The sequence below is a fragment of the Erysipelatoclostridium sp. An15 genome, from assembly GCF_002160675.1.
GTDB classification, from domain to species: Bacteria; Bacillota_I; Bacilli_A; order Erysipelotrichales; family Coprobacillaceae; genus Thomasclavelia; species Thomasclavelia merdavium.
Window position 1 is genome coordinate 20,013 of sequence record NZ_NFLA01000018.1, and the last position, 24,368, is coordinate 44,380.

Genomic DNA, 24,368 nt, shown 5'->3' on the forward strand with positions numbered 1-24,368 from the left:
TATTTTCTATTTGGGAATATATAAAAAAATGGTATAATAATCTATCGGAGGGAAATAAATGTACGTTAAAGATGATGAAATAAATAGAATATTTAATGAGCAAAACTGGGCAATGGCTCGAAAGTATTATAAAGATAATGTAATTTCGAACATGTCAGTAATCAAACAAGGTAACACATACCATATTGATGGCCAGGTTACTATTAATGGTCAACATAATAATTGTCAGGTAACTGTCGATACCAGTGGTAAAATAACCAATTTCCTTTGTGATTGCGCTAATTGTCAAGATAACAAAATAGCTTGTGGTCACATCGGCGTTTTATTATTAAAATTTTATAGTTTAGAAATGTCTGATATCCCATTTCAGTTTAATCAAAAAATTGAATATAAAGCTAAAATAGAAGCATTTGAAAGAATCCAGGAAGAAAAAATAATTAACAGTAAAATCCAAGTAGCAAAAGATTTGATTGACAGTTATTCTAATTACCAGGAACCTTCTTTAACGGATACTAATATTCGAATAATACCAAATATCAATCATTCTTTTAATAAACTGTTAATTTCTTATCGTATTGGTAACCAGAAGACTTATGCTATTAAAAACCTAAAAGAGTTTATTAAAAACTTCCGTTACCAGCGAACAGTTAGTTATGGAAACATGTTAACGACAAATCACAATCGTCATTCTTTTGATCAAAATGCTTTAAAACAAATTAATTTCATTCGTGAAAACAGTGATTTTATTGATAGTATCGATCGTTTTAGATCAATTGAAATCAATCAATATAATATCGATGAGTTTTTTGAATTATACTTAACTAATTTAGATATCAATATCTTATTTACAACTATCGATCATGATAATATTGCAATTAATATTAAAGATAAAGATGATTATTTTGAATTAGAACTAAATGTATCTGATGGTCAATTAATTATTGGTAATCAATATATCTATTGTTTAGAAAACAATGTATTAAACCGTTATAGCTTAAAAATGTCTACTATCACTAAAGAGTTATTAAGCGTTTTAACAAAGGAAAATATTATTGTTAATAAGGAAGATTTTGGTTATTTTGGAAAATATATTATTGATCAAATATTACCATATATCTCAATTACCGGTGTTAATATTGATGACTATTTACCTAGTGTAATCACTCTATTAAGCTATGTTGATATGAATAACTTCGGTGATTTAACCATCAATTTAGAATACCGCGACGAAGAAGGAAATATTTTATTTGATGGTAAATATATTGAAAGCTACGAAACTAAACTACCGTTAAACGTTGATAAAGCACTAGCATTAATTGAAGATTATGCCAATTATGATGAATTGACTAATATGTATTTAATTACTAATAATGATGAAGATATTTATTATTTTATTAAATATGTATTGCCAGAATTAAATCAGTACTGTGATGTTTTCGTTAGTGAAGATATTAAAAATATCAACAAACCAAGAAATGTTGCATTTAATATCGGTATTAGATTGAAAAATGACTTATTAGAAATTGATTTAGACAGCATTAATGTTTCTAAAGATGAAATCCAGGGGATTCTAGATTCTTATCAAAAAAATAAAGCCTATCACCGTTTAAAAAGCGGCGAGTTTATCAATCTTGAAGATCAGACAATCAGCGAAGCCTATGATTTAATCCAGGACTTAAATATCAGCAGCGCTAATGTTGAAGATGGTAAAATCTTAGTCGATAAATCTAAAGCATTATATTTAAATCAACTAACATTAGATAGTAAGACAATTAAATTTTCACGTGACCAGCAATTCCAGGAACTTGTTGACCACATAACTAACTGCAATACTAACCAATACCAGATTGCACCAGCTTATCAAAATATCTTACGTGACTATCAAAAAGATGGTTATCGCTGGATCAAGACAATGAGTGATTATGGTTTTGGGGGTATCTTAGCTGATGATATGGGGCTTGGAAAAACATTACAAATGATTGCTGCTTTAGAAGATAGCAAAGATAAAGTCAGCATCGTTATTACACCAGCAACATTAATTTTAAACTGGCAAGATGAAATTAAAAAGTTCTCTAACGATTTAAAAGTAACTTGTATAACTGGTAATCTAGCTGTTAGAAAAAAATTAATTGATCAGATTAATAACTATAATATCGTAATTACATCATACGATTATTTACGTCGCGACTTTGAATTATATCGTGATTATCGTTTTGAATATATTGTTTTAGATGAAGCTCAGTATATTAAAAACCAGACTACAAAAAATGCTAAAGTTGTTAAGGAATTAAAAGGTACTCATCGTTTTGCTTTAACTGGTACCCCAATTGAAAATTCATTAGCTGAATTATGGTCTATCTTTGATTTTTTAATGCCTAATTATTTGTTTAATTACAATTATTTTAAAGAAAACTTTGAACGTCCGATCGTTTACAATAAAGATCAGGAAGTACAAGAAAAACTTAAAAAAATGGTTGAACCATTTATTTTAAGAAGAACTAAACAAGAGGTATTATCAGAATTACCAGAAAAAGTAGAAAATACTATTAAAATAGCATTCAACAAAGAAGAAGAAAATCTATATTTAGCTAACTTAAGCCAAATCAACGATAAATTGCAACAAGCTCTAGAAGTTGAACATCTTGATCATATTCAGATATTAGCAATGATGACTAGATTAAGACAGCTTTGCTGCGATGCACGAATTCTTTACAATAACATTGATGGTCCAAGTTCTAAAATGAGTGCTTGTCTGGATATAATTAAAAAAGCTAAAGAAAATAACCAGAAAGTATTGTTATTCTCTTCATTTACTACTTCATTAGAGTTAATTGAAAAAGAATTACGGAAAAATGATATCTCGTATTATGTATTAACTGGTGCCACAAATAAAATCAAACGTCATCAATTAGTAAATGCATTCCAAAAAGATAATACGACAGTATTTTTGATATCATTAAAAGCCGGTGGTACAGGTCTAAACTTAACTGCAGCATCGATCGTTATCCATTATGACCCATGGTGGAATATGTCAGCTCAAAACCAGGCTACCGACCGTGCTTATCGAATTGGACAAACAAACAGCGTTCAAGTATATAAGTTAATCATGAAAAATAGTATCGAAGAAAAAATTCAGGAATTACAAGCTCAAAAACAAGATTTATCTAATATCTTTATTGAAAACAGTCAAAATAGTATTACTTCAATGTCTACTGAAGAAATTATTTCACTGTTTAAACAAGACTAACAACAAAAGGTATCAGCACACTGATACCTTTTTAGTTTATTCAGTTCTTAAAGCAGTAACCGGATCTTCTAATGCCGCTTTTTTAGCTGGAATCAAACCACCTATTAACGTTAATACAACACTTAATATAATCAATACTACCGCTCCAGTTACTGGTAAGATAGCACTAACATCCTGGCTACCAGCAATATCGTGAATAATCATATTGCCTGGTATTAATAACAATAATGTAATAACAATACCTAATACTCCCGCAAATAATCCAATAATAAATGTTTCAGCATTAAAAACTTGCGAAATATTACGTTTAGAAGCTCCAATAGCCCTTAAAATACCAATTTCTTTTTTCCGTTCTAAAACGCTTATATAAGTAATTACACCAATCATTATCGAAGATACTACTAATGATATTGCAACAAAGGCAATTAACACATAACTAATGACATTAATAATATCAGTTACCGAAGACATTAATGTACCTATATAATCAGTATAAGTAATAACTTTATCTTCATCAACTTTTTCAACATTTTCATTATATTGATCTAAAACATTAATAACTTCCTGTTTACTTTCAAAATCAAGTGGATAAATATTAATACCACTAGGTTCATCTTTACTTGCATAGCCAAGTTTTTGTAAATTATTTTCATAAGAAGATGAATCCTCACTCATTAACGATAACATCAATTCAGATAATTCTTCTTCTGACATATTCACCTTAATAGCACTAGCAAATTTACTTGTATCTATACTAATAGCATCTTGGAATTGACTTGAAAAATTATCCATCTGATCAGCCATAACAGTTGTTAACTGCTGTTTTAATGAATTTGCGATCACTTCACTATACTGAGCCATCATCGTTTGCATTTGACTTTGTAAATTAGCTGCAAACTGCTTTGCCATACCACTTTCCTGGATTAATGCTGCCATTTCACTTTGAATCAAATTTTTAGCCGCATCGCTTTGTAAATAAGCCCGAAAATATTCATCCATCTTAGATGGATCAGTAAAATTATTATCTTTTAAATATTGTTGAAATTGGGTCATAATTTTTTGACTGATTTGATTAATCTGATCAGTTGTAAGTTCAAATTTAATATCTCCTAGTAAACTATCAACATCTAAAGAGGGCAATAATGATGGATCGATTGATAACTGACTAAAATCAACACTACTCATATCCATTGATATTTTACTTTGATCAAAAGTAAAAGCACTTTGTAAAGTTTCACTATCAACTGTAAATAATGAATTCATATCTAAACTTGAACTTTCAGGATCATCAAAACGTTTCCCGGTAAAAACATCAATATCACGTGTTGCTAATTGTTTTTGAACAATTTCACTTGATTGCGCCTGATTTATAACATGATCACTCAACGATGGCAAATACCCTATCCCAGATTGCAACATTGTAACATTAGCACCATCTGAAGGCTGAACAATTCCTACTATTTCTAGATTTTCACCATTATCAATTAACTGTTTCATATAAGCTTGATCATCTGTTTTATCACGATAAATATTATAATTAGCATCGTATTGATAACAATCTGAAGGATTAACTAATTTAAAATTAATACCAATAATATCATCATATGAATATGATTGACTATTATCAGGTACTGTTACTTTTTCTTCTTGAGAAAATTGTTGAATCATCGTATCTAATTCCGAATAATCACGTAACCCTAAAGTATAAAGCATAAAATCACTAATCTTACCATTGTTATTCAAAACCAGCACACATTCATTATACTTTTTAGGCCATCTCCCTGCTTTTACATCATATTGTTCTTGATATAGATCAGTATTTTGTGGCATCTGATAAAATACATTAGTACTCATCATTGATGACATTGTACTATTACTTGTACTTGAAGCCCCTAAACCAAGCGCTGCAAACGATCGATCAGGATTAACTTGTCGAATCGATTCCGTATTAGCACTATAAATCTGCGGAACAACATTGTAAGTATATTCAACTGACTTAGTATATTTAGAAAGATCACCCTTATTACTATCCAAATATTCTTTTAATGATGTTAAATCATTAGATCCCACTCGCGAAAATATATTTGTCAGCATTTGAAATACTTGAACTTCACCATCTTCTTTAGTTGAATCATCGCTTGACTGGGTATCCATCATCGAAGTTATATCAAAACCTGTACTTTGAATCTGTAACGGATATTCCGATAAAGTTTCTTCTTCTATCGATTGAATATATTGATTTACCCCATTAGATAAAGAAAGAATCAAGGCGATACCAATAATACCAATCGATCCAGCAAAAGAAGTTAAAATCGTTCGCGCTTTTTTTGTTTTTAAATTATTAAAACTTAATGATAGCGATGTTTTTAAAGACATTGAAGATTTACCCATATTTTTATGCTGTGGTACCTTTAATGTCTTGTTATCAACATTAAATGGGTTAGAATCACTGCGAATTACTCCATCTTTTAATTCTACAATTCTAGTTGCATATTCATAAGCCAATTCTGGATTATGAGTAACCATGACTACCAAACGGTCCTTAGCTACTTCTTTTAATAAATTCATTACCTGAATGCTTGTTTCACTATCCAAAGCCCCAGTTGGCTCATCAGCTAATAAAATATCTGGATCATTAACTAATGCTCTAGCAATCGCTACCCTTTGCATCTGTCCTCCAGACATTTGGTTAGGCTTTTTATGACCTTGATCACCTAGTCCTACTTGTTCTAAAGCTCTTTTAGCACGTTTTCTACGTTCTGCTTTAGATACACCCGAAATAGTTAAAGCTAGCTCGACATTCGATAGAACTGTCTGATGGGGAATCAGGTTGTAACTTTGAAAAACAAAACCGATTGTGTGATTACGATACGAATCCCAATCACGGTCTTTATATTTCTTAGTTGAAATACCATTAATAATCAAATCACCACTATCATAGCGATCTAAACCACCAATAATATTTAAAAGCGTTGTTTTCCCCGAACCACTAGGTCCTAAAATAGCAACAAATTCATTATCACGTAAATTCAACGAAACACCATCAAGTGCTTTTTGAATTAAATTACCTGTTTTATATTGCTTACAAATATTTTTTATTTGCAGCATCACATTCACCCCTTACAATTACTATAATTTTTAAATAACATTATAATAGTATTATCTAAAAATTATAACTATTCTTGTTATCACTATATTAAATGTTATTTTAATATTTAATGATATATAATTTTACTTAAGAAATGTTACACTTATATTAACAACAAAAAAAGTTAAACCATTATAAACGGTTTAACTTTAAATACCCATTTTTAATATATTTTAATTTTTTAAATGACCGATAAATTAGCCATGTAATCAAAATCGGAGCAATAATATCAATTACAATAATTGGAATCCAATAACTGCTTCCCATAACATTTATCGCTTCTAATATTCCTACCAATCCAGCCGTTCCCATTCCCGAACCAACAGGAGTACATGATATTTCTAACACACAGGTTGAAATTGGTGCAATAATAATACTTGTTAAAATTGGCGGTACCCAGATAATTGGATGTTTAACAATATTTTTAAACTGCAACATACTTGTACCAATTCCAATTGCAATTACATCTCCTAAATCATTATCATCGATTGACATCACTGCAAAACCTAACATTTGTACGCAACAACCTGCCAATGCCGCTCCAGCAGCCAAACCATTCAAACCTAACATCACACCAATAGCAGCACTAGATATTGGCGCCGTTAAAGCCATTCCCATTAAAACTGCTACAACTATTGACATGAAAAATGGTTGCATTGCCACTCCCTGATTAATTAAATCACCAATCCAGTTAATTACCATCGTTAAATATGGACCCACAAATATCGTTACCAATCCAGAAATAACGATTGAACAAAATGGTACCAGTAAAATATCTATCGGTGTTTTTCCTTGAAGTAAACGAGTAACTTCAACTGCCGCAATTACCGCTACATAAGCAGCGATTGGATTGCCAGTTGTTGCTTGATTACCATTAAAAGTTCCAGCCCCAATTGTCCCAGCAATTACCGCTGCAATTAAATTTAGTCCTTTAGCATCAATTGCATAAGCAATTCCAACGCCAATAGCCGGTCCCATTAAATATGTTGCTATTTCACCCCAGATAATCAACTGACTTATATTTACAAAACTACCAATTTGTTTTAATATCGTTCCAATAATTAAACTGCAAAAAAAGCCATACGCCATACCATTTAAAGATTTTACGATATAGTTCTCTTTTTTCATCATCTATCCCCTTTTATTTCTTTTTATGTTTAAGCAGATCTGGGAAAGCTCGAATTAAACGTCTTTGTGAATACTTTAAATTCCCTTTTTGCTTAATTAAGTTTTTAAAAATAATCTGTTGACGTTGCCACTGCAAACGATTTTTCCCAATGCGTTTATTAACTTCCTGTTGTTTTTCTAATAAGTTTTTCAATAACACCATTTCATTATTTTCAATAGTCTGTTTAAACTGCTCTACTTTCTTTTCAATATTCAAAGCAATTCTAGTTGAAACAATAGTATCAAAAATAAATAATATCGTTAAAACACTAGCAATTATAAACAATAATTTTTCATCGACCTTCGATAATTCATAGGTAAAAAATGGTTGTACATAATCAATGGCAACAACACTAAAAACTCCAAAACAAACAAATCCTTCTAAACAAACCCGACCATTTAAATTAAACGGTTTATGACTATAATCCCACCAGCGCTGATGGAATAGCTTTTCCATACCATAAGATGTAATATATTCTAATAAACAAGCAACTACAGCCCCATTAATAAATAAAGCATAGACAGGATAATCGGTTTTATGAATATCAAATAATACAATTACTAATATCGCTCCAAAACCATATATTGGTATCCATGGTCCATTTAAAAAACCACGGTTATAAGGTTTTTGTTTTCGTGATAATGGTAAAATAATCGATTCCCATACCCAACCAAGAAAGCAGTATATAAAAAAACTAGCTACTAAAATGATTAATTTATCGGTCATAATTACCTCCTATAAAAACAAAAAAACTCTGCCAAAGCAGAGCTAATTTACAAATGGTGGAGCCTAGCGGGATCGAACCGCTGACCTCCTGCGTGCAAAGCAGGCGCTCTCCCAGCTGAGCTAAGGCCCCAAAAATATTTTATTAATTTTTATATATGGTGGGCCTGAATGGATTTGAACCATCGACCTCACCCTTATCAGGGGTGCGCTCTAACCAACTGAGCTACAGGCCCATATATAAATGCAATTAATTAATGGTGGGCCTGAATGGATTTGAACCATCGACCTCACCCTTATCAGGGGTGCGCTCTAACCAACTGAGCTACAGGCCCATCAATCGACTGCTCAAATATAATAACATAAGCTTTTATAATCGTCAACCCTTTATTTAAAATTTTGTCATTTTTTTTGCTATTAATTTATTCTTGTATCAAGCACGTCAAAATCAAACATTCACAAGCATATTATTTGTTATTAATATAAAATCATTTTATAATTAATAAATAAATTATTAAAAGGAGAATAACATGAACTTATACGATATAAACGTTTTAGATAACAATAATCAACTACAATCATTAAGTACATATCAAAACCAGGTATTACTTATTGTAAATACGGCTACGGAATGTGAATTTACTGAACAATATGATGAATTAGAAGATTTATTTGAACAGTATCACGACCAAGGTTTTTGGATCCTTGATTTTCCTTGTAACCAGTTTGGTGAACAAGCACCAGGAACAATGGAAGAAATTATTTCTTTTTGTGCTGATACTTATGGGGTTAGCTTCCCACAATTCGCTAAAATCGATGTCAACGGTCCAAACGAAGCACCTATTTATACATATCTTAAAGAAAACCAGGATCCAGCACTTTCTAAACGAATTGATTGGAATTTTACTAAATTTTTAATTGATCGTAAGGGTAATGTAGTCGCTCGCTTTGAGCCATTAGTCAAACCAAAAGAAATTGCTCTTGAAATTGAAAAACTGCTTGCTCATATTTAGTATCATAATTGCCAAATTTTATCATAAAATTACTAATGGAGGTTATAATGGTAAAATTTGCAATTTATACTTTTCTAGGCTTTATTATCGAATCGGCATATATTTCAATACTTGAAAAAAGAATTCATTTTTCCGGATTATTAAAAGGTCCTTTTATTCCAATATATGGATTTGGAGCATTATTAATATTGAAAGCAGTTCCCTATCATACTAATAATTTTGAAATCTTCTTTTATTCTTTAGTATGTTGTACTGCTTTAGAATATGTAACACACTATTTTTTAGCTCATGATTTAAATATTGAAATCTGGAATTATCAAAAATATCCGGATAATTATTGTAGTCGAATTTGTTTGTTTTATAGTTTAATTTGGGGAATATTAGGCATAATATTAGTGAATTTTATCGACCCTTTTATCAATCAGCTTTTAGCTGCTTCTAACTATTATCTTGTTAATGTTATTGCTCTAATATATATATTGGTTATTATTTATCGGTTTTATAATTTACGTTTTCAATTTAAAACAAAAAATAAGTACGGAAATTAAAAAACGCCGTACTTATTTATTATACAAAATATTCATTTTCTTTACGTTTTGATAATTTTTCAGTAAATTCCTTAGCAAACTGTTGGTAATTTTGATCATGATCCATAGTTTTAGCTTGCATTGGACAAATTCTAATACATCTAAAGCAAGATAAACACTGATCATTAATCGTTTTACAATCCTTTGGATCAATAGCTTGCATCGGGCATTTTTTTACACACAATCCACATTGCGTACAATTTTCATTTGTAGACGGTCTAAATTTACCACCATTACCACCTTCACGATAAGGATAATGACCTGGTATTGAAACAAATGAAAAGTTATCTTTATTAATTTTTAACCGCACTAAGCTTCCAAACAACTCATCGCGATACATATCATCATGATCTGGACGTCCCACTTGGATATTTCCATAAGTATGCTGACCAACTAATGTTGCTGCTGCAATCGGGATAAACCCTTGCCCTTCTACAATATTAAATAACTCTAACAATGCATCATCATAATGACGATTACCATAAGTTACTGTTATAATACAAGGAGTATGATCACCAGTAAATGATTTTAATCTTTTAACCGCCTCAACAGGAATACGTCCCCCATATACCGGCATTCCAAATACAACAACATCATGTCGATTAAACTGTTTAGCTTCAATTGGCATAGAAGTTATGTCTATTTCATTTAATGTTCCTTCTAATCCGCGAGCAATACTAACTGCTGATTTTTTAGAAGTTTCTGTAGGGGAAAAGTATATTACATATGTTTTATCAATCTTCATTCCAATCGCCTCCGACACTTATTATACTGACAAAGAATGAACAAATGATTAAGTTTTTAATAATATATTAAAAAACTGACTGAAATTCAGCCAGTTTAAGCCATTGTTGTTAATTCTTCTTTAATTGTATCAAAAGCAACGGCAATATTTAAACCATGATCACCGATTCTTTCAAAATCAATAAGTGTTTCAGTATATAATGCACTATGTTCTGGTGTACATTTTTTATCACGCAATCTTTTTAATTGATTTAATGAAAATTCATGAGTGATACCATCAATATTATCTTCAATTACATCAACTTTTTCAACAATATCATGTAATTCTTCACGTTTTAAGACACTTAATTCTTGTAAAATATTTCTAGTCATATCATTCATGATTGAGATTTCTTTCATTGCTTCATCAGAGAAATGTTCATCATTTTCATAAAGTTGTTTTGCACGTTCAGCAATATTTATAGCGTGATCACCAACTCGTTCTAAATCTCCGGCAGTTTTTAAGAATAATCCAATTGATTGTGATTCTTCGATTGGAAATTCTGAAGAAATCGCTGTTGTTGTATATTGGATAATTTCTTTGTTTAAATAATCAATATATTCTTCATGTTTTAATATTTCTTCGTGTTTAGCCTCATCATAGTTACTCATTAGTTCAAAGGCACGTTGTACATTTTGTTGAACTTCTGACAACATATTTTGTGTTTCATTAAATAATTGGCGATTAACAATAGCACTACGTCCAATATAATAATCATTTGTAAAGACAGATGCATCTAAATATTTAACTGTCATCTTATCTTCTAAACCTTCTTTTTCAGGTAAAACTATATATGTAAGTTTAACTAATTGAGCACCAAAAGGTAATAAAACAATTGTAGTTACAACATTAAAAATTGTATGCACGTTTGCAATCTGTGCCGGTATATTAGTAGGTGTTAATGATGCCATAAAATCAGCAAATGGTGTTAACATACTAATAATTACGAAAATGATTGTCCCAATAATATTAAATGATAAATGGATAATTGTTGTTCTTTTAGCGTTTCTAGTTGTCCCAATACTTGCTAGTACTGAAGTAATACATGTCCCAATATTTTGTCCATACAATACATAAATTGCAGAAGGTAATGTAACGACACCGCTTCTAGCAAGAGCTTGTAAAATACCAACAGACGCAGAAGAACTTTGAATAAGCGCTGTAAAACCAGCACCAACCAAAATACCGATTAATGGATTTTCAAAAGAAGAAACCATACTTACAAACGTTGGTGAATCACGTAATGGTTCCATTGCACCAGACATGATATCCATTCCCATAAACAAAATTCCTAACCCGGCAATAATTGTCCCAAAAGCATCAAGTTTTTTACTTTTGAAAAATGCAATTAACGCTACACCGATAAAAGCGATAATTGGTGCTAATGCTGTAATATCGATAGCAATCAATTGCCCTGTTATTGTCGTTCCGATATTAGCTCCCATAATAATCCAAACAGCACTTTTTAGTTCCATTAATCCAGCATTTACAAATCCAACGACCATTACTGTTGTAGCAGAAGATGACTGAATAATAGCTGTAATTAAAGCACCCACAGCAACACCGATAAAACGATTAGCAGTTAATCTTTCAAGGATTGTTTTCATCTTATTTCCGGCAGCTAATTCAAGTCCATTAGACATCATTGTCATACCGTATAAGAATAATGCCAATCCACCTAGTAAAGTAAATATATCAGTAAGTTCCATTATTTTTCCCCCTTTACAAACGTTACTTTAACATAAAATTAACATAATGCAAACATTGTTAACAAATTCTTAACTTTTCTTTACAAAGATTTACATGAACTTTAGATAACATTACCTTGACATATCAAGGACAAATGGATTATTATAGCTTTAGACAGTTCGTTTGTACCATCCTGTCTTAAAATAAAACTAGGGCATACTTTTTTATATTATCTTTTAAAGTAGGCTTTTAGTGCGCCTACTTTTTTTATTGATGGTATGGAAAGGAGAGAAAATGTATTATTTAAAAACTGAACAAAGCTTTGATAGTGCTCATTTTTTAGCTGGCTATAACGGAAAATGTGCTAACATTCATGGTCATCGCTGGCGCGTTGTCGTTTCAATTAAAAGTACATCTTTATTAGAAGATAAACAAAACAATGGTATGATTATTGATTTTACTGATTTAAAAAATGATTTAAAACAGATTACCGATTCACTTGATCATACTTTAATTATCGAAACTAATAGTTTATCAACTGATTTGTACCAAGCTTTGATTAACGAAAATTTTAAAATCGTTTCATTACCATTTCGACCAACTGCAGAAAATCTAGCTCGATATATTTTTGAGTTATTAGCTAAGAAATACAATCTTGATTGTATTGATGTTTATGAAACTCCTAATAATTGTGCTAGTTACCGAGGTAATGATGAATAATTTTAAAGTAGTTGAAAAGTTTATTAGCATCAATGGTGAAGGCAGTAAAGCTGGACAATTAGCTGCTTTCATTCGTTTTCAAGGCTGTAATTTAAATTGCAGTTATTGTGATAGTAAGTATGCCAATAGTGATGATGCTAAATATTCTTTAATGACTGAAGAAGAAATTATTAATTATTTAAATGAAAACAAAATCAAAAATGTAACTTTAACTGGTGGTGAGCCACTGTTACAAAAAAACATTAAGTCCTTGATTTTTGAATTATTAAAACTTAATTATAACGTCGAAATCGAAACTAATGGTAGTGTTAATATCAAACCATTTATTAGCGATTTACGACCAATTTTTACCTTAGATTATAAAACCCCATCTAGCTTGATGGAAAATTATATGAATGAAAAAAACTACAATTACTTAACAAAAGATGATGTTGTTAAATTTGTAGTCGGTAATCAAAAAGATTTAATTACCGCTAAAAATATTATTGATAAATACGATTTAATTAACAAAGCGCAGGTCTACTTTAGCCCAATTTATGGACAAATCGATCCTAAAGAAATTGTTGCTTTTATGATTGAAAATCAGCTAAATGGCGTTAATTTTCAATTACAATTACATAAATATATTTGGAATCCCAATATGCGAGGAGTCTAAAATGATTGATCTTAAAAAAATTGAAGAATGTATTTATCAAATTATTGAAGCCCTTGGTGAAGACCCTAATCGTGAAGGGTTAAAAGAAACACCAAAGCGAGTAGCTAAAATGTATGAAGAAGTTTTTGCCGGCATTCAATATACTAATCAGGAAATCGCAGAAATGTTCAATAAAACTTTTGCTGATGATCTTGATTTTGCTAACCAAGAAATTGTCGTTGTAAAAGATATCGATATTTTTAGCTATTGTGAACATCATCTTGCATTAATGTATGATATGAAAGTTACAGTAGCTTATATTCCTAACGGTAAGGTCATCGGTCTAAGCAAGATTGCAAGAATTGCTGATATGGTAGCCCGCCGTCTACAGCTGCAAGAAAGAATTGGTAGTGATATTGCAGAAATCATCAGCTTAATTACTGATTCAAAAGATATTGCAGTTATTATAAACGGTAAACATAGCTGTATGAGTGCCCGGGGAATAAAAAAAGCAAACACTTCAACAACCACAAGCACTTTAACTGGGCGTTTTAAAAACGATCCTAGTTTGCAAATATATCTACAATAAAAGGAGAAACTAATGAGAGTTTTAGTATTATTCAGCGGTGGGGTTGACTCTACTACCGCCCTAGCATTAGCAATAAATCAATATGGTCATGAAAATGTCGTGGCCCTTTCCATTAGCTATGGTCAAAAACATGATAAAGAAATTCAGGCAGCTAACCAAATTGCTAAATATTATCAAGTAGAACATATTTTTTTAGATTTAGCTAAGATTTTTGAATATAGCGATTGTTCGTTATTAAATCATTCAAGTAAAGAAATTCCTCACGAAACTTATGCTAAACAATTAAGCAAAACTGATGGCAAACCGGTAACTACATATGTACCTTTTAGAAATGGTTTATTTTTATCTAGTGCCGCTAGTATCGCCTTATCTAAAAATTGCAATTTAATCTATTATGGTGCTCATAAAGATGATGCTGCCGGAAATGCCTATCCTGATTGTAGCGAAATTTTCAACAATGCTATGAATCAAGCAATTTATGAAGGAAGTGGACATCAACTACAAATCGAAGCTCCTTTTGTTAATAAAAGTAAAGCTGATATTGTAAAAATTGGTTTAGATTTAAATGTTCCATATCATTTAACTTGGTCATGCTACGAAGGAAATGATAAACCATGTGGAAAATGTGGTACTTGTCTTGATAGGCAAGAAGCTTTTTTAAAAAACGGGGTTATTGACCCGCTATTAGGAGGAAACAATGGATAATTTAACATTATTAGGTAGTAAAAATACTGAATATAAAGATGACTATGCTCCTGAAGTATTAGAAACTTTTGATAACAAGCATCCAGATAATGACTATTTTGTAAAATTTAATTGTCCTGAATTTACTAGTCTTTGTCCAATCACCGGACAACCTGATTTTGCTACTATTTATATTAGCTATGTTCCTAATATTAAAATGGTTGAAAGTAAATCTTTAAAACTTTATTTATTTAGTTTTAGAAATCATGGTGATTTTCACGAAGATTGTATGAATATTATCATGAAAGATTTAATTAAATTATTAGATCCTAAATATATCGAAGTTTGGGGTAAATTTACACCACGTGGTGGTATTTCAATCGATCCTTATTGTAATTATGGTAAACCCGGAACTAAATGGGAAGATATTGCTTGGAATCGTCTTGCAAATCATGATTTATATCCAGAAAAAATCGATAATCGCTAAAGCAGTGTATTTAAAAAGGCCCTTGACTAAAAGGACCTTTTCTTCTTATTCTTCAATAATATTTGCTAAATCCATAATTAAATGACTTGCTTGAATTCTAGCTAAATCACGTTTTAAATCATCTAATTGAATTTTTTCTAAAACTTCATCAACGCTCATTTGATTAGCAGCAGCAATTTTAGAAACTTGATCTTTAGCTTCTTCATCAGATGTAGTTAAACTTTCAACTTTAACAATTTCATCAATGATAGCTTCAAATGATGCTTGTTGTTTAGCTGTTGGTAATATTTGTTGTTTTAAACTATCTAAATCTGTATTCATCATTTGTAAATATTGTTCTAATTGTAACCCTTGTTGTGCCAATTCAATTGAAATATGTTGGATATGTTGTTGTAATGCTTTTTCAACATCTTCATCACTAACTTCAACTTCACATTCTCCAATTAATTTACCTAATACTGCATTTTCTTTAGCAGCTTCAAATTGTTGTTTATATTGCATTTGTAAAGAAGTTTCAATTAAATTTTTTAATTCTTCTACTGTTTTAAAGTTTGGTGCATTTAAAGAAGCAATAAATTCATCAGTTAATTCAGCTTCTTTTTTGGTAGCAATTTTATTAACAGTAACTTTAAATACTACATCTGCTCCAGCTAAATCTGCTACTCCATAATTTTCAGGGAATGTTAAGTTTAAGTCACGAGTTTCACCTTTAGTCATCCCAATCATTTGTTCTTCAAAACCAGGAATAAATTGACCAGAACCAATTTCTAATTGATGTCCATTAGCTTTACCACCTTCAAAAGGAACACCATCTTTGAACCCTTCGAAATCGATAGTTGTTACATCTCCATTAGCAACTTCACCATCTTTTTCTACTAATTGAGAGTTTTGGCTTAGAAAATTTTGAATTTCACGATTAATTTCTTCTTCTGTTACTGATAATTGTTTAGGAACTTTAACTTCGATTCCTCTATAATCACCTAATTTTATTACTTTACTCATTTTTGTCCTCCTGTATAATAACAGAGAAATTCTAACATAAAATCTAATATAACTTAACCATTATTTACTTTTTTTAACAAATATTTTTCTTTTTAAAATAATCTCATTATCCTTTTTGTCATCTAGTTAAATATTTCTATAAAAAAATAAAATACCCATAAGCGGTATTTTATTTCAATAATTCCGTTAATTCTTCAACACTAGCAACCAAATAATCCGCTTGATACTGTTTTAATTCATCCTCAGTTCCATAACCATATAAAACACCAACACAAGGAATCTTATTTTCATGAGCACCAATAATATCATGTTTACGATCACCAACCATAATAACATCATCATTATCGATTTGATTAGTTTTTAAAACATATTCAATTACTTCGGCCTTCTTTTCACGACTATTAAACTCACTACCACCAACATATTCAAAATATTTTGATAACGAAAAATGTTCAATAATCTGTTTAGCGAAAAACTCTGGTTTAGAAGTGGCTACATATAATTTTTTACCATTATCTTTTAATGTTTGTAAACATTCTACCATTCCTTGATAAACCTTATTATCAAAAATACCATCTGTCTTATAATATTCTCGATATTTTTCAACTGCTTCATTAGCTTTAGCTTCATCAAATCCATAATATTCTTTAAAAGAATCTCTTAATGGTGGACCAATAAAAGGTAATAGGTCATTTAAATCATTTACTTCAATTCCATAATAATTCAAGGCATAACGAACTGACTTAGTTATTCCCATCATTGGATCTGTCAAAGTTCCATCTAAATCAAATAAAATATGTTTCTGTTTCATATTTCCTCCTAAAATAAACTAGTTTGTAAATTACCTGATGTTATAATTAATGATTCTGGTTTTATTTTTAATAAAGACGTAACATTTTTATTTTCTAACCACTCGATCATTTGTAAGTAATTAAATATAAGTGGCATCCGTGAATGAATATTTTCCATACTTTCATTAGCATTAGTAGTAATAATTGCTACTTCTTTTTGATTATTAAATTCCCGATAAATTCCTGCCATAAATAATAATTTATGTTGTGGATTTTCGAAACTAAATCTTTGTTTATGTTCATCCCATTCATAAAATCCCGTAGCTGGAATAATACAACGATGATTAATTAAATCATTTTTAAACAATGCTTTTTGATTTAGTGTTTCACTTCTAGCGTTTATTACTAATTTATTGTCAAATAAGCGATAACCCCATTTAACTAAATCACCTGTTAATTGATTATTATTCATTTTGATTACTGGAATTTGATTACTAGGATAATAAGTTATTCTTTTTTGTAATTCTAATTCAAAAAGATAATCTATCCTATCTTCCATTTCCATTAACATCTTTAATTCTAAAAAATACTGACTACACATTATTCGTTAACTCTCTTTTTAAAAATTCTAATATTTTATAGTTTAATAAATCATTGCTTTTTATTTCACTAAGCTTAGCTACCTCATTACTACACTCACCACAAATATCAATTCCTATTACTTGTCCTTGTTTAATCATTTCCGCTAAAAACAGTTTAAGTTCTAATAAATACATTTGTCCTTGTTGCCAATTAGTTATAACAACATCTTGACTTAACACATCTTTATCAATTGATATATATAATGGATAATTTTCTAGCAGCATTGCAGCTTTATCCCATTTATTTAAATCACCTAAATCTTCATCAGTAAAATATATAATATCTTTTTGATATTTTTCATCAATTAAAGCAACTTGTTCTTTGGCAATTCCAATTAAAATCACTTTCTTTAAATACTTATTATGTTCCATAGCATTTAAAATCCAGGAACCACAACTTAAAATATCGCCAAAAAGCGGTTTTAACATATCGCTATGATGATCAAAAACAACTAAAACAAACTCCTCAGTTAATCTCTCTAGATAAAATTCACTAACATAATGAAAATTCCCTGAATCAATAAAATGAATCCCATTAACTGGACAAGTACAGATACGTTTTTTTATCTTCTCTTTAGCTTCATCACTACAATAGCCATGAGTCCCTTCAATATCTCGACAGTCAATCCAGTTTATATTTTCATGTCGATAAAACTTTTGCATCCGATATATCCCTGTAAAATCCATTACTGTAAGTTTTTTGTCATCTTTAATCTTCAATACCATTAAATCATCTCCATTTATCTTTGATAACAAAAACAATCAGTTTCATGATCATTAACAACACCTACTGCTTGTAAATACGAATAGATAGTAATTGACCCCACAAAACTCATTCCGCGTTTTTTTAAATCGGCTGAAATACAATCAGATAAACTAGAAGTAGTTTTAATTTTATCATCCTCATTTTTAATTATCTGATAATCGGTATAACCCCAAAGATATTTTGAGAAACTACCGAATTCTTTTTGAATATCTATAAATATTTGAGCATTCTTTATTGCAGCATTAATTTTTCGTTTACTTCGAATAATTTTTTCATTATTTAATAATTCAGTTACTTTATCTTCATTATAAGCAGCTATTTTATTCACATCAAAATTATCAAACGCTTCTTTAAAAGCTTCTCTTTTTTTCAAAATTGTAATCCAGGAAAGTCCCGCTTGAAAAGTTTCTAATAAAAACATTTCATATAATTTTTCATCATCATAAACCGGTACTCCCCATTCATAATCATGATAATCTTGATATAATTTTGATTTGTCTTCAACCCACTTACATCTTTTAACCATTTTACCTCCATCTTTGTATCAGCATATTTTATAATTAATCTCTTTTATTTTAACAAATTATCATTCATAATCAAAATATTTTAACCAAGAATAGACAGCCTCGATCATCATTACGCTTCTAATGAAACTTACACATAGTCATACTCTATTATTTTTTATAGATAATATTTACCCATATATTAAAAAGCTGCTTTTCCAGCAGCTATAGTCTATTATTTTTTAATTACTTTCTTGATTGTTTCTAGTGATTGATTTTCTAATAGCATTTTAAAAATCTTATCATACTCTTTAGCTTCTAAATTACTCAAAAAATTATCATCTTCATCTGGATATTTTGATTTGAATAGCTGAAGTGTTAGATTCTTTTTTTCAAGCAAAATTCCTTCTTCTTTTCCATTTTGATAACTCTCTTCGAGTTCCATTTCATGAGCATAAATATTTAGCTCCCGATTATATGCTGCTAATCTTAGTTCATCATCCTGATTAAATCTTTCCATCTTGTCTTTCATTATCTCAATCACCTTTGATTCTTTCAGTTTCATTATATCATCTGTTATCCCGTTTGCAAATATATAGATTGCCAGTTCTAATTCGCTGAATTCATCTAGTTTTTTATACTGCTTTATGACATTGATATAAGGCACTTGAACATATACTTGATTCATCAGATTATTCTTTTCTAATTTACCTTCTTTATTTCTACTTTGATAAGTATCATAAAGCTGTAGATTATCACTATCTATATCATTGATAAAAATAATTTGATAGACTGGATTTATATATCTATATTTCTTTACCTTTTTTTCCTGATATGTAGGCATTTTAGCTCCGTATAGTTGAAAACGATGACGTTGACTAACAGAAAAAGAAGAATTTTGCATCTCAATATCAATCTGCTTGCCTGATGCAACAGTTACTCTAATATCTAAGATCATATCTTTATCTTCAACATGGTCACGACTTAAATCCGGATTCAAAACTTTGATATCCTGACATTGAATATTTAAAATACCTTCAATAAACAACTTTAACAAATTATTATTCATAATCAAAATGTTTTAAATCATAAAATATGATTACTATAATTTATGATTTAAAATAATAAAAGAGATCTACCTATTTAAGGTTCTTACTCGATAATGGGTAGATAAAAATTAGGAAGTAATAAAATTTATTGATCAATCAACTTATTTTATTCTTCCATTTACGTATATTACCCTAAAGCAAGAAAGAACCCTATTTAATAAACCTCTTTTAACAATTTATTTAATCGGGAAAAGTAATTCTAAAATATGTTTACCCTGTTTATTAGAAAATAGCACTCCATCATTACAATATTTACAATAAGATACGATAACATCAGTAGTAGCTTTATTATATTTATTAGTAAAATATGCTTTTTTTTCTTCTTCAGTTAGCTTTTGTTTTAAATGATATCCAGCAATTTCATACGAAGGACAATGATCATTTAAAGCCTCATTTTCAACAATATCAATATTCATTTTTTTCATTAATGATCTTATCGCTTTTTTTACTTCTTGTTTGTTATTAGCCAAATGACAATCTTGCAATGTCATTTGAATGCCATGATAATCATGGAAAATAAAATTATCATCTTGATCAATGATGTTCCAAATAAATTCTTGTTGATTACCTTCTAGTACTCGTGAGCAATTGAGGCAAACTAAAATTGCTTGGTCATCATCATTTAGCATTTTCCCTTTTACTTTACAACATCCTATTGGATCAATTTGATATTTATCTTTAAGATATGCAGCTAATTTTTTACTAGCCTCAGGATAACTAGCAACCGCTTTACAACTTGGAAAAAATACTTTTGCCATCTTAGTTTCCCTCTTTACTACTATTTAAAAGTTCATTAAAAATAAAACGTCCATTATCATACTTAAAATGCAATATACAGCAGTTAGTCAATCTTTTCCCGTTTAATAATTGTTCTGGATTACCTAAATGAGACAAAAAACAACGGCATGCACCAGCATGAGAAACAGCTAAAACCTTTTGACAATCAGGTTGTTCCATTATATTAGTAAGTGTTGTCACCATTCTATCCATAACTTCTTTTCGGGTTTCGCCACCGTAAAGAGAAAAAAATTCATCATATTTAGCTACTGGTGGATTTAGATCCTCACTCTCACCTTCAAAGCTGCCAAAATACCTTTCCTTTAGTCCTTTTAATCTTTGATAGGGTTGGTAAGTAATTAACTCTAAAGTATCAACACATCGTTCTGCTGTCGAACTATAGAAGTGGTCAAATTTAATCTTAGATAATATGTTTTTAGCTTGTTTGGCCTGATTGATACCAGCTTCAGTTAAAGGTGAATCACACCAGCCCTGAATTTTTCTTCTTTGATTAAACAAAGTCTCTCCATGACGCATCAAATATAAATCTTTCATTTCTACAAATCCTCCCCATTGGACTTAATAACTTTTTGATACCAATAAAATGAATCTTTTTTTATTCTCGAAAAATCACCTGTACCATCATCATGTTTATCTACATAAATAAAGCCATATCGTTTATAAAATTGGCCTGTTCCAGCAGAAACAATATCTATTGGTCCCCACGATGTATAACCTATTAAGTTAACCCCTTCATTAATAGCCTCCTTCATTGCTATTAAATGTTTTCTTAAATAATCAATTCGATAATCATCATGAATACTTCCATCTTTTTCAACTTTATCAACTGCACCAAAACCATTTTCAACTATCATAATAGGTATTTTAGGATAACGACTTGAAATGGCTTTTAATGTATATTTCAATCCATCCGGATCAATTTGCCAACCCCATTTACTTGCTTGTAAATAGGGATTTTTAGCCCCGCCAACTAAATTACCACCAATTTTTTCAACATTAGGATCAGTACTAACACAATTGGAAATATAGTATGACATTGTATAAAAATCAATAACTCCCTCTTTTAAGATTTTTTTATCATTTACTAATATATAAGAAGTATCAATTTGATGATTTTTCAAATAAGCTAACATATATTCTGGATATTCACCCCTAATTTGAACATCTGCACAAAAATCATTAAAAATTGCATCTTTTTGTTGCCATGCTAAAATATCTTTAGGATTACAAGTGCGTGGATACCAGGTAATATGACTAATCATATTGCCAATCATAAATTCTGGATTGATTTTATGACCTTCGATTACCGCCAAAGCACTAGCAACTAATTCATGATGTAATGCCGTATATCGTTCTTGAGGATTATCACTTAATTCATCAAAAGTACATGGCTCATTTCTTTGTAAATCTTTTCTTGTCATATAGCCAAGTCCCATAATACTAGCCAAAGGATCAGCCATCGTCCCAGCATTAATTTCATTAAAAGTAAGCCAGTATTTAACTTTATTTCGATATCTTTTAAAACAAGTTTTTGCATATTTGAGATAATAATCAATCACTATTCTTGAGTAAAATCCTTGATATTTTTCTACTAAATGCCAAGGCATTTCATAATGAGATAATGTGACCATTGGTTCTATTCCATATTTATGACATTCATTAAAAATTTTATCATAAAATTTTAAGCCTGCTTCATTAGCAACTGCTTCTTCACCAGTTGGATAAATACGAGCCCAATTAATTGATATTCTCAAAACTTTAAAACCCATTTGTGCAAATAAGCCAATATCCTCCTTATACCGATGATAAAAATCAACGGCTTCATGACTAGGATAAAATTTATTTTTCTGAATATATTTACAAATTGTTCTTGGGGTATTAATATCACCACCTAAAATCATATCTGGTACACTTAACCCTTTACCATCTTCTAAATATGCACCTTCACATTGATTAGCGGCCAACGCACCACCCCATAGAAAATTTTTTGGAAATTTCATCTTGACTCTCCTTACTTAAAATTAATTATTTTTTCCAGGATTTTTCAACTTCATAACCCTCTTCTTTTAACATATCTCTTAATTGTTCAACACGCCATTCTTGTCCATCTCCATAAACAGTTAAACTATCTAATGTATTGTCTATTTCATTAACCTCTTTATCCATCAGTTCAATATCAGCAGTTTTTAGATTTTCATAAATAAACTTTTCTTGATACATTCCTGGAATAGGTACTAAACGATCATATTTATGCATTAGCCAAGCTAAAGCAATTTGAGCATAAGTTGCATTTTTCTTAGTTGCATATTTTTCTAGCATATCTAAAATTGGCTGATTTTTCTCTAAGTTTTCATCAGTGAACCATGAAAATACACGATGAATATCATCATTACTATATTTCATACCTGGTTTATAAGCACCGCTTAAAAAACCTGAAGCCAATGGCATATATGGTGTAAAACCAATTCCTAATTCTTTACAAGTATCTAAAACTCCATCATGAAGAGGTGTTCTTACTAACATTGAAAATTCATTTTGAACAACTGCTAGCGGTGCAATAGCATGTGCTTTTTTGATTTGACTCGCTGTAGCTCTACTCATTGCCCAAGAACGAATTTTTCCTTTTTCAATCAAATTTTTCATTGCTGTTGCATATACTTCGATTGGTAAATCATCAGGAACACGATGCATCATATAAATATCAATATAATCAGTATCTAATCTTTTTAATGATGCATCTAGTCTAGCTTCAATTTGCTCTTCTACAGTTCCTTTTGACAAATCATTTACAGGATCTTTTTCAGGGTTAAATTTTGTTAAAATAACAACTTCATCTCTAATGGGTTTTAGTGCTTCTCCTACTAATATTTCATTATGACCATTAGCATAAACATCTGCCGTATCAAATAAAGTAACCCCCAATTCATGAGCTTTGCGAATCATCTTAATACATTCTTCTCTAGGGGCAGGGTCACCATGAGCATGTGAAAATCCCATACATCCCATACCAATACAACCTACTTCAATATTACCTAACATTCTTTTTTTCATATTTTCCTCCATTTCCGTCCGTCTTCGTCGGTCGGACACAAACATTTTATTAAAAATAATTTCTCTCCAATCGTTTTTGTAGTATCCTATAAGAGAGGTGGTATACTACAGAGCACGTGGAGGAGAGTAGGCAATTCTACTCGATATAGAATATCCTGAATATTTATAAGTCGCCGTCAGTCTTTCAAGCACAAACAAGTAGGACTTAGAGCCTGGACACTTAAGATTGTTTTA

23 protein-coding genes and 3 tRNA genes are annotated in these 24,368 nt (G+C 30.2%); 8 read left to right on the top strand and 18 right to left on the bottom strand.

Annotation, left to right across the window (positions count from 1 at the left end):
* Positions 1-58 precede the first annotated feature (58 nt).
* The gene (locus B5E92_RS07380) at positions 59-3,247 is read left to right on the top strand and encodes a DEAD/DEAH box helicase (RefSeq protein WP_087300715.1); all 3,189 of its coding nucleotides are present in this window, start codon (positions 59-61) and stop codon (positions 3,245-3,247) included.
* Between the two features lie 36 nt (positions 3,248-3,283).
* On the opposite strand, the gene B5E92_RS07385 is transcribed toward B5E92_RS07380, so the two are convergent.
* From B5E92_RS07385 to B5E92_RS07410, 6 genes are all read right to left on the bottom strand, one after another.
* The gene (locus tag B5E92_RS07385; protein ID WP_087300717.1) at positions 3,284-6,355 is read right to left on the bottom strand and encodes an ATP-binding cassette domain-containing protein; all 3,072 of its coding nucleotides are present in this window, start codon (positions 6,353-6,355) and stop codon (positions 3,284-3,286) included.
* A gap of 172 nt (positions 6,356-6,527) precedes the next feature.
* Positions 6,528-7,523, bottom strand: coding sequence for a PTS transporter subunit IIC (locus B5E92_RS07390; protein WP_087300719.1), 996 nt, complete (start codon positions 7,521-7,523; stop codon positions 6,528-6,530).
* A gap of 13 nt (positions 7,524-7,536) precedes the next feature.
* Positions 7,537-8,289: a putative ABC transporter permease gene (locus tag B5E92_RS07395; protein ID WP_087300721.1), complete on the bottom strand. Its 753-nt coding sequence runs from the start codon at positions 8,287-8,289 to the stop codon at positions 7,537-7,539.
* Positions 8,290-8,343: 54 nt separating this feature from the next.
* Positions 8,344-8,419, bottom strand: a tRNA-Ala gene (locus B5E92_RS07400).
* A 26-nt stretch (positions 8,420-8,445) separates the two neighbouring features.
* Positions 8,446-8,522, bottom strand: a tRNA-Ile gene (locus B5E92_RS07405).
* 22 nt (positions 8,523-8,544) lie between these two features.
* Positions 8,545-8,621, bottom strand: a tRNA-Ile gene (locus B5E92_RS07410).
* A 195-nt stretch (positions 8,622-8,816) separates the two neighbouring features.
* Here B5E92_RS07410 and B5E92_RS07415 point away from each other — a divergent pair.
* Together B5E92_RS07415 and B5E92_RS07420 are read left to right on the top strand one after the other, a co-directional pair.
* Positions 8,817-9,299, top strand: a complete 483-nt coding sequence (locus B5E92_RS07415) for a glutathione peroxidase (RefSeq protein WP_087300723.1) — start codon at positions 8,817-8,819, stop codon at positions 9,297-9,299.
* A gap of 47 nt (positions 9,300-9,346) precedes the next feature.
* Positions 9,347-9,847, top strand: coding sequence for a putative ABC transporter permease (locus tag B5E92_RS07420; RefSeq protein WP_087300725.1), 501 nt, complete (start codon positions 9,347-9,349; stop codon positions 9,845-9,847).
* A 19-nt stretch (positions 9,848-9,866) separates the two neighbouring features.
* Here B5E92_RS07420 and B5E92_RS07425 read toward each other — a convergent pair whose 3' ends face one another.
* A complete protein-coding gene (locus B5E92_RS07425) occupies positions 9,867-10,631 on the bottom strand; it encodes a 4Fe-4S dicluster domain-containing protein (protein WP_087300727.1) in 765 nt (254 codons plus the stop codon).
* A gap of 95 nt (positions 10,632-10,726) precedes the next feature.
* A complete protein-coding gene (locus B5E92_RS07430) occupies positions 10,727-12,379 on the bottom strand; it encodes a Na/Pi cotransporter family protein (protein ID WP_087300729.1) in 1,653 nt (550 codons plus the stop codon).
* A 274-nt stretch (positions 12,380-12,653) separates the two neighbouring features.
* On the opposite strand from B5E92_RS07430, the gene queD reads away from it, so the two are divergent.
* The 5 genes from queD to queF are packed head-to-tail and all read left to right on the top strand — an operon-like array spanning position 12,654 to position 15,473.
* Positions 12,654-13,079, top strand: coding sequence for a 6-carboxytetrahydropterin synthase QueD (gene queD / locus B5E92_RS07435; protein WP_087300731.1), 426 nt, complete (start codon positions 12,654-12,656; stop codon positions 13,077-13,079).
* Positions 13,072-13,734, top strand: coding sequence for a putative 7-carboxy-7-deazaguanine synthase QueE (queE, locus tag B5E92_RS07440; protein ID WP_087300733.1), 663 nt, complete (start codon positions 13,072-13,074; stop codon positions 13,732-13,734). The genes queD and queE overlap by 8 nt, the downstream gene beginning before the upstream one ends.
* A 1-nt stretch (position 13,735) precedes the next feature.
* A complete protein-coding gene (gene folE, locus B5E92_RS07445; protein ID WP_087300735.1) occupies positions 13,736-14,302 on the top strand; it encodes a GTP cyclohydrolase I FolE in 567 nt (188 codons plus the stop codon).
* A gap of 12 nt (positions 14,303-14,314) precedes the next feature.
* Complete coding sequence (queC, locus tag B5E92_RS07450; RefSeq protein WP_087300737.1) at positions 14,315-15,007, top strand: 7-cyano-7-deazaguanine synthase QueC; 693 nt, start codon at positions 14,315-14,317, stop codon at positions 15,005-15,007.
* Positions 15,000-15,473 (top strand): preQ(1) synthase, encoded by a 474-nt coding sequence (gene queF, locus B5E92_RS07455; protein WP_087300739.1) that lies wholly within the window; start codon positions 15,000-15,002, stop codon positions 15,471-15,473. Before queC ends, queF begins: the two co-directional genes overlap by 8 nt.
* Positions 15,474-15,518: 45 nt before the next feature.
* Here the strand turns inward: queF and tig are convergent, their stop codons facing one another.
* From tig to B5E92_RS07505, 10 genes are all read right to left on the bottom strand, one after another.
* Positions 15,519-16,475 (bottom strand): trigger factor, encoded by a 957-nt coding sequence (gene tig, locus B5E92_RS07460; RefSeq protein ID WP_087300741.1) that lies wholly within the window; start codon positions 16,473-16,475, stop codon positions 15,519-15,521.
* A 169-nt stretch (positions 16,476-16,644) separates the two neighbouring features.
* On the bottom strand, positions 16,645-17,286 hold the full coding sequence (locus B5E92_RS07465) for an HAD family hydrolase (protein WP_087300743.1): 642 nt from the start codon (positions 17,284-17,286) through the stop codon (positions 16,645-16,647).
* A gap of 8 nt (positions 17,287-17,294) precedes the next feature.
* Positions 17,295-17,825, bottom strand: coding sequence for an SOS response-associated peptidase (locus B5E92_RS07470; protein WP_239404333.1), 531 nt, complete (start codon positions 17,823-17,825; stop codon positions 17,295-17,297).
* Positions 17,826-17,859: 34 nt separating this feature from the next.
* A complete protein-coding gene (locus B5E92_RS07475; RefSeq protein ID WP_239406423.1) occupies positions 17,860-18,633 on the bottom strand; it encodes an arginase family protein in 774 nt (257 codons plus the stop codon).
* Between the two features lie 14 nt (positions 18,634-18,647).
* Positions 18,648-19,199 (bottom strand): DNA-3-methyladenine glycosylase I, encoded by a 552-nt coding sequence (locus B5E92_RS07480; protein WP_087300747.1) that lies wholly within the window; start codon positions 19,197-19,199, stop codon positions 18,648-18,650.
* Positions 19,200-19,411: 212 nt separating this feature from the next.
* A complete protein-coding gene (locus B5E92_RS07485) occupies positions 19,412-20,245 on the bottom strand; it encodes a PD-(D/E)XK nuclease family transposase (RefSeq protein ID WP_087300749.1) in 834 nt (277 codons plus the stop codon).
* A 216-nt stretch (positions 20,246-20,461) separates the two neighbouring features.
* Positions 20,462-21,043: a hypothetical protein gene (locus B5E92_RS07490; protein ID WP_087300751.1), complete on the bottom strand. Its 582-nt coding sequence runs from the start codon at positions 21,041-21,043 to the stop codon at positions 20,462-20,464.
* A gap of 1 nt (position 21,044) precedes the next feature.
* Entirely contained in the window at positions 21,045-21,617 is a 573-nt protein-coding gene (locus B5E92_RS07495; RefSeq protein WP_087300753.1) for a histidine phosphatase family protein, read from the bottom strand.
* 2 nt (positions 21,618-21,619) lie between these two features.
* Positions 21,620-23,083, bottom strand: coding sequence for a glycoside hydrolase family 1 protein (locus B5E92_RS07500; protein WP_087300755.1), 1,464 nt, complete (start codon positions 23,081-23,083; stop codon positions 21,620-21,622).
* Positions 23,084-23,108: 25 nt separating this feature from the next.
* Positions 23,109-24,134: an aldo/keto reductase gene (locus B5E92_RS07505; RefSeq protein WP_087300757.1), complete on the bottom strand. Its 1,026-nt coding sequence runs from the start codon at positions 24,132-24,134 to the stop codon at positions 23,109-23,111.
* Between the last annotated feature and the right edge of the window lie 234 nt (positions 24,135-24,368).

What these genes read in the sequence shown, in the direction of transcription:
- B5E92_RS07430 (WP_087300729.1), bottom strand. Translation starts at nt 12,379, where the DNA reads ATGGAACTTACTGATATATTTACTTTACTAGGTGGATTGGCATTATTC.
- folE (WP_087300735.1), top strand. Translation starts at nt 13,736, where the DNA reads ATGATTGATCTTAAAAAAATTGAAGAATGTATTTATCAAATTATTGAA.
- B5E92_RS07395 (WP_087300721.1), bottom strand. Translation starts at nt 8,289, where the DNA reads ATGACCGATAAATTAATCATTTTAGTAGCTAGTTTTTTTATATACTGC.
- B5E92_RS07480 (WP_087300747.1), bottom strand. Translation starts at nt 19,199, where the DNA reads ATGGTTAAAAGATGTAAGTGGGTTGAAGACAAATCAAAATTATATCAA.
- B5E92_RS07465 (WP_087300743.1), bottom strand. Translation starts at nt 17,286, where the DNA reads ATGAAACAGAAACATATTTTATTTGATTTAGATGGAACTTTGACAGAT.
- B5E92_RS07415 (WP_087300723.1), top strand. Translation starts at nt 8,817, where the DNA reads ATGAACTTATACGATATAAACGTTTTAGATAACAATAATCAACTACAA.
- B5E92_RS07490 (WP_087300751.1), bottom strand. Translation starts at nt 21,043, where the DNA reads ATGGCAAAAGTATTTTTTCCAAGTTGTAAAGCGGTTGCTAGTTATCCT.
- queE (WP_087300733.1), top strand. Translation starts at nt 13,072, where the DNA reads ATGAATAATTTTAAAGTAGTTGAAAAGTTTATTAGCATCAATGGTGAA.
- B5E92_RS07385 (WP_087300717.1), bottom strand. Translation starts at nt 6,355, where the DNA reads ATGCTGCAAATAAAAAATATTTGTAAGCAATATAAAACAGGTAATTTA.
- B5E92_RS07505 (WP_087300757.1), bottom strand. Translation starts at nt 24,134, where the DNA reads ATGAAAAAAAGAATGTTAGGTAATATTGAAGTAGGTTGTATTGGTATG.
- B5E92_RS07380 (WP_087300715.1), top strand. Translation starts at nt 59, where the DNA reads ATGTACGTTAAAGATGATGAAATAAATAGAATATTTAATGAGCAAAAC.
- queC (WP_087300737.1), top strand. Translation starts at nt 14,315, where the DNA reads ATGAGAGTTTTAGTATTATTCAGCGGTGGGGTTGACTCTACTACCGCC.
- B5E92_RS07420 (WP_087300725.1), top strand. Translation starts at nt 9,347, where the DNA reads ATGGTAAAATTTGCAATTTATACTTTTCTAGGCTTTATTATCGAATCG.
- B5E92_RS07500 (WP_087300755.1), bottom strand. Translation starts at nt 23,083, where the DNA reads ATGAAATTTCCAAAAAATTTTCTATGGGGTGGTGCGTTGGCCGCTAAT.
- B5E92_RS07470 (WP_239404333.1), bottom strand. Translation starts at nt 17,825, where the DNA reads ATGGAAGATAGGATAGATTATCTTTTTGAATTAGAATTACAAAAAAGA.
- queF (WP_087300739.1), top strand. Translation starts at nt 15,000, where the DNA reads ATGGATAATTTAACATTATTAGGTAGTAAAAATACTGAATATAAAGAT.
- B5E92_RS07475 (WP_239406423.1), bottom strand. Translation starts at nt 18,633, where the DNA reads ATGGTATTGAAGATTAAAGATGACAAAAAACTTACAGTAATGGATTTT.
- tig (WP_087300741.1), bottom strand. Translation starts at nt 16,475, where the DNA reads ATGAGTAAAGTAATAAAATTAGGTGATTATAGAGGAATCGAAGTTAAA.
- B5E92_RS07390 (WP_087300719.1), bottom strand. Translation starts at nt 7,523, where the DNA reads ATGAAAAAAGAGAACTATATCGTAAAATCTTTAAATGGTATGGCGTAT.
- queD (WP_087300731.1), top strand. Translation starts at nt 12,654, where the DNA reads ATGTATTATTTAAAAACTGAACAAAGCTTTGATAGTGCTCATTTTTTA.
- B5E92_RS07425 (WP_087300727.1), bottom strand. Translation starts at nt 10,631, where the DNA reads ATGAAGATTGATAAAACATATGTAATATACTTTTCCCCTACAGAAACT.
- B5E92_RS07485 (WP_087300749.1), bottom strand. Translation starts at nt 20,245, where the DNA reads ATGAATAATAATTTGTTAAAGTTGTTTATTGAAGGTATTTTAAATATT.
- B5E92_RS07495 (WP_087300753.1), bottom strand. Translation starts at nt 21,617, where the DNA reads ATGAAAGATTTATATTTGATGCGTCATGGAGAGACTTTGTTTAATCAA.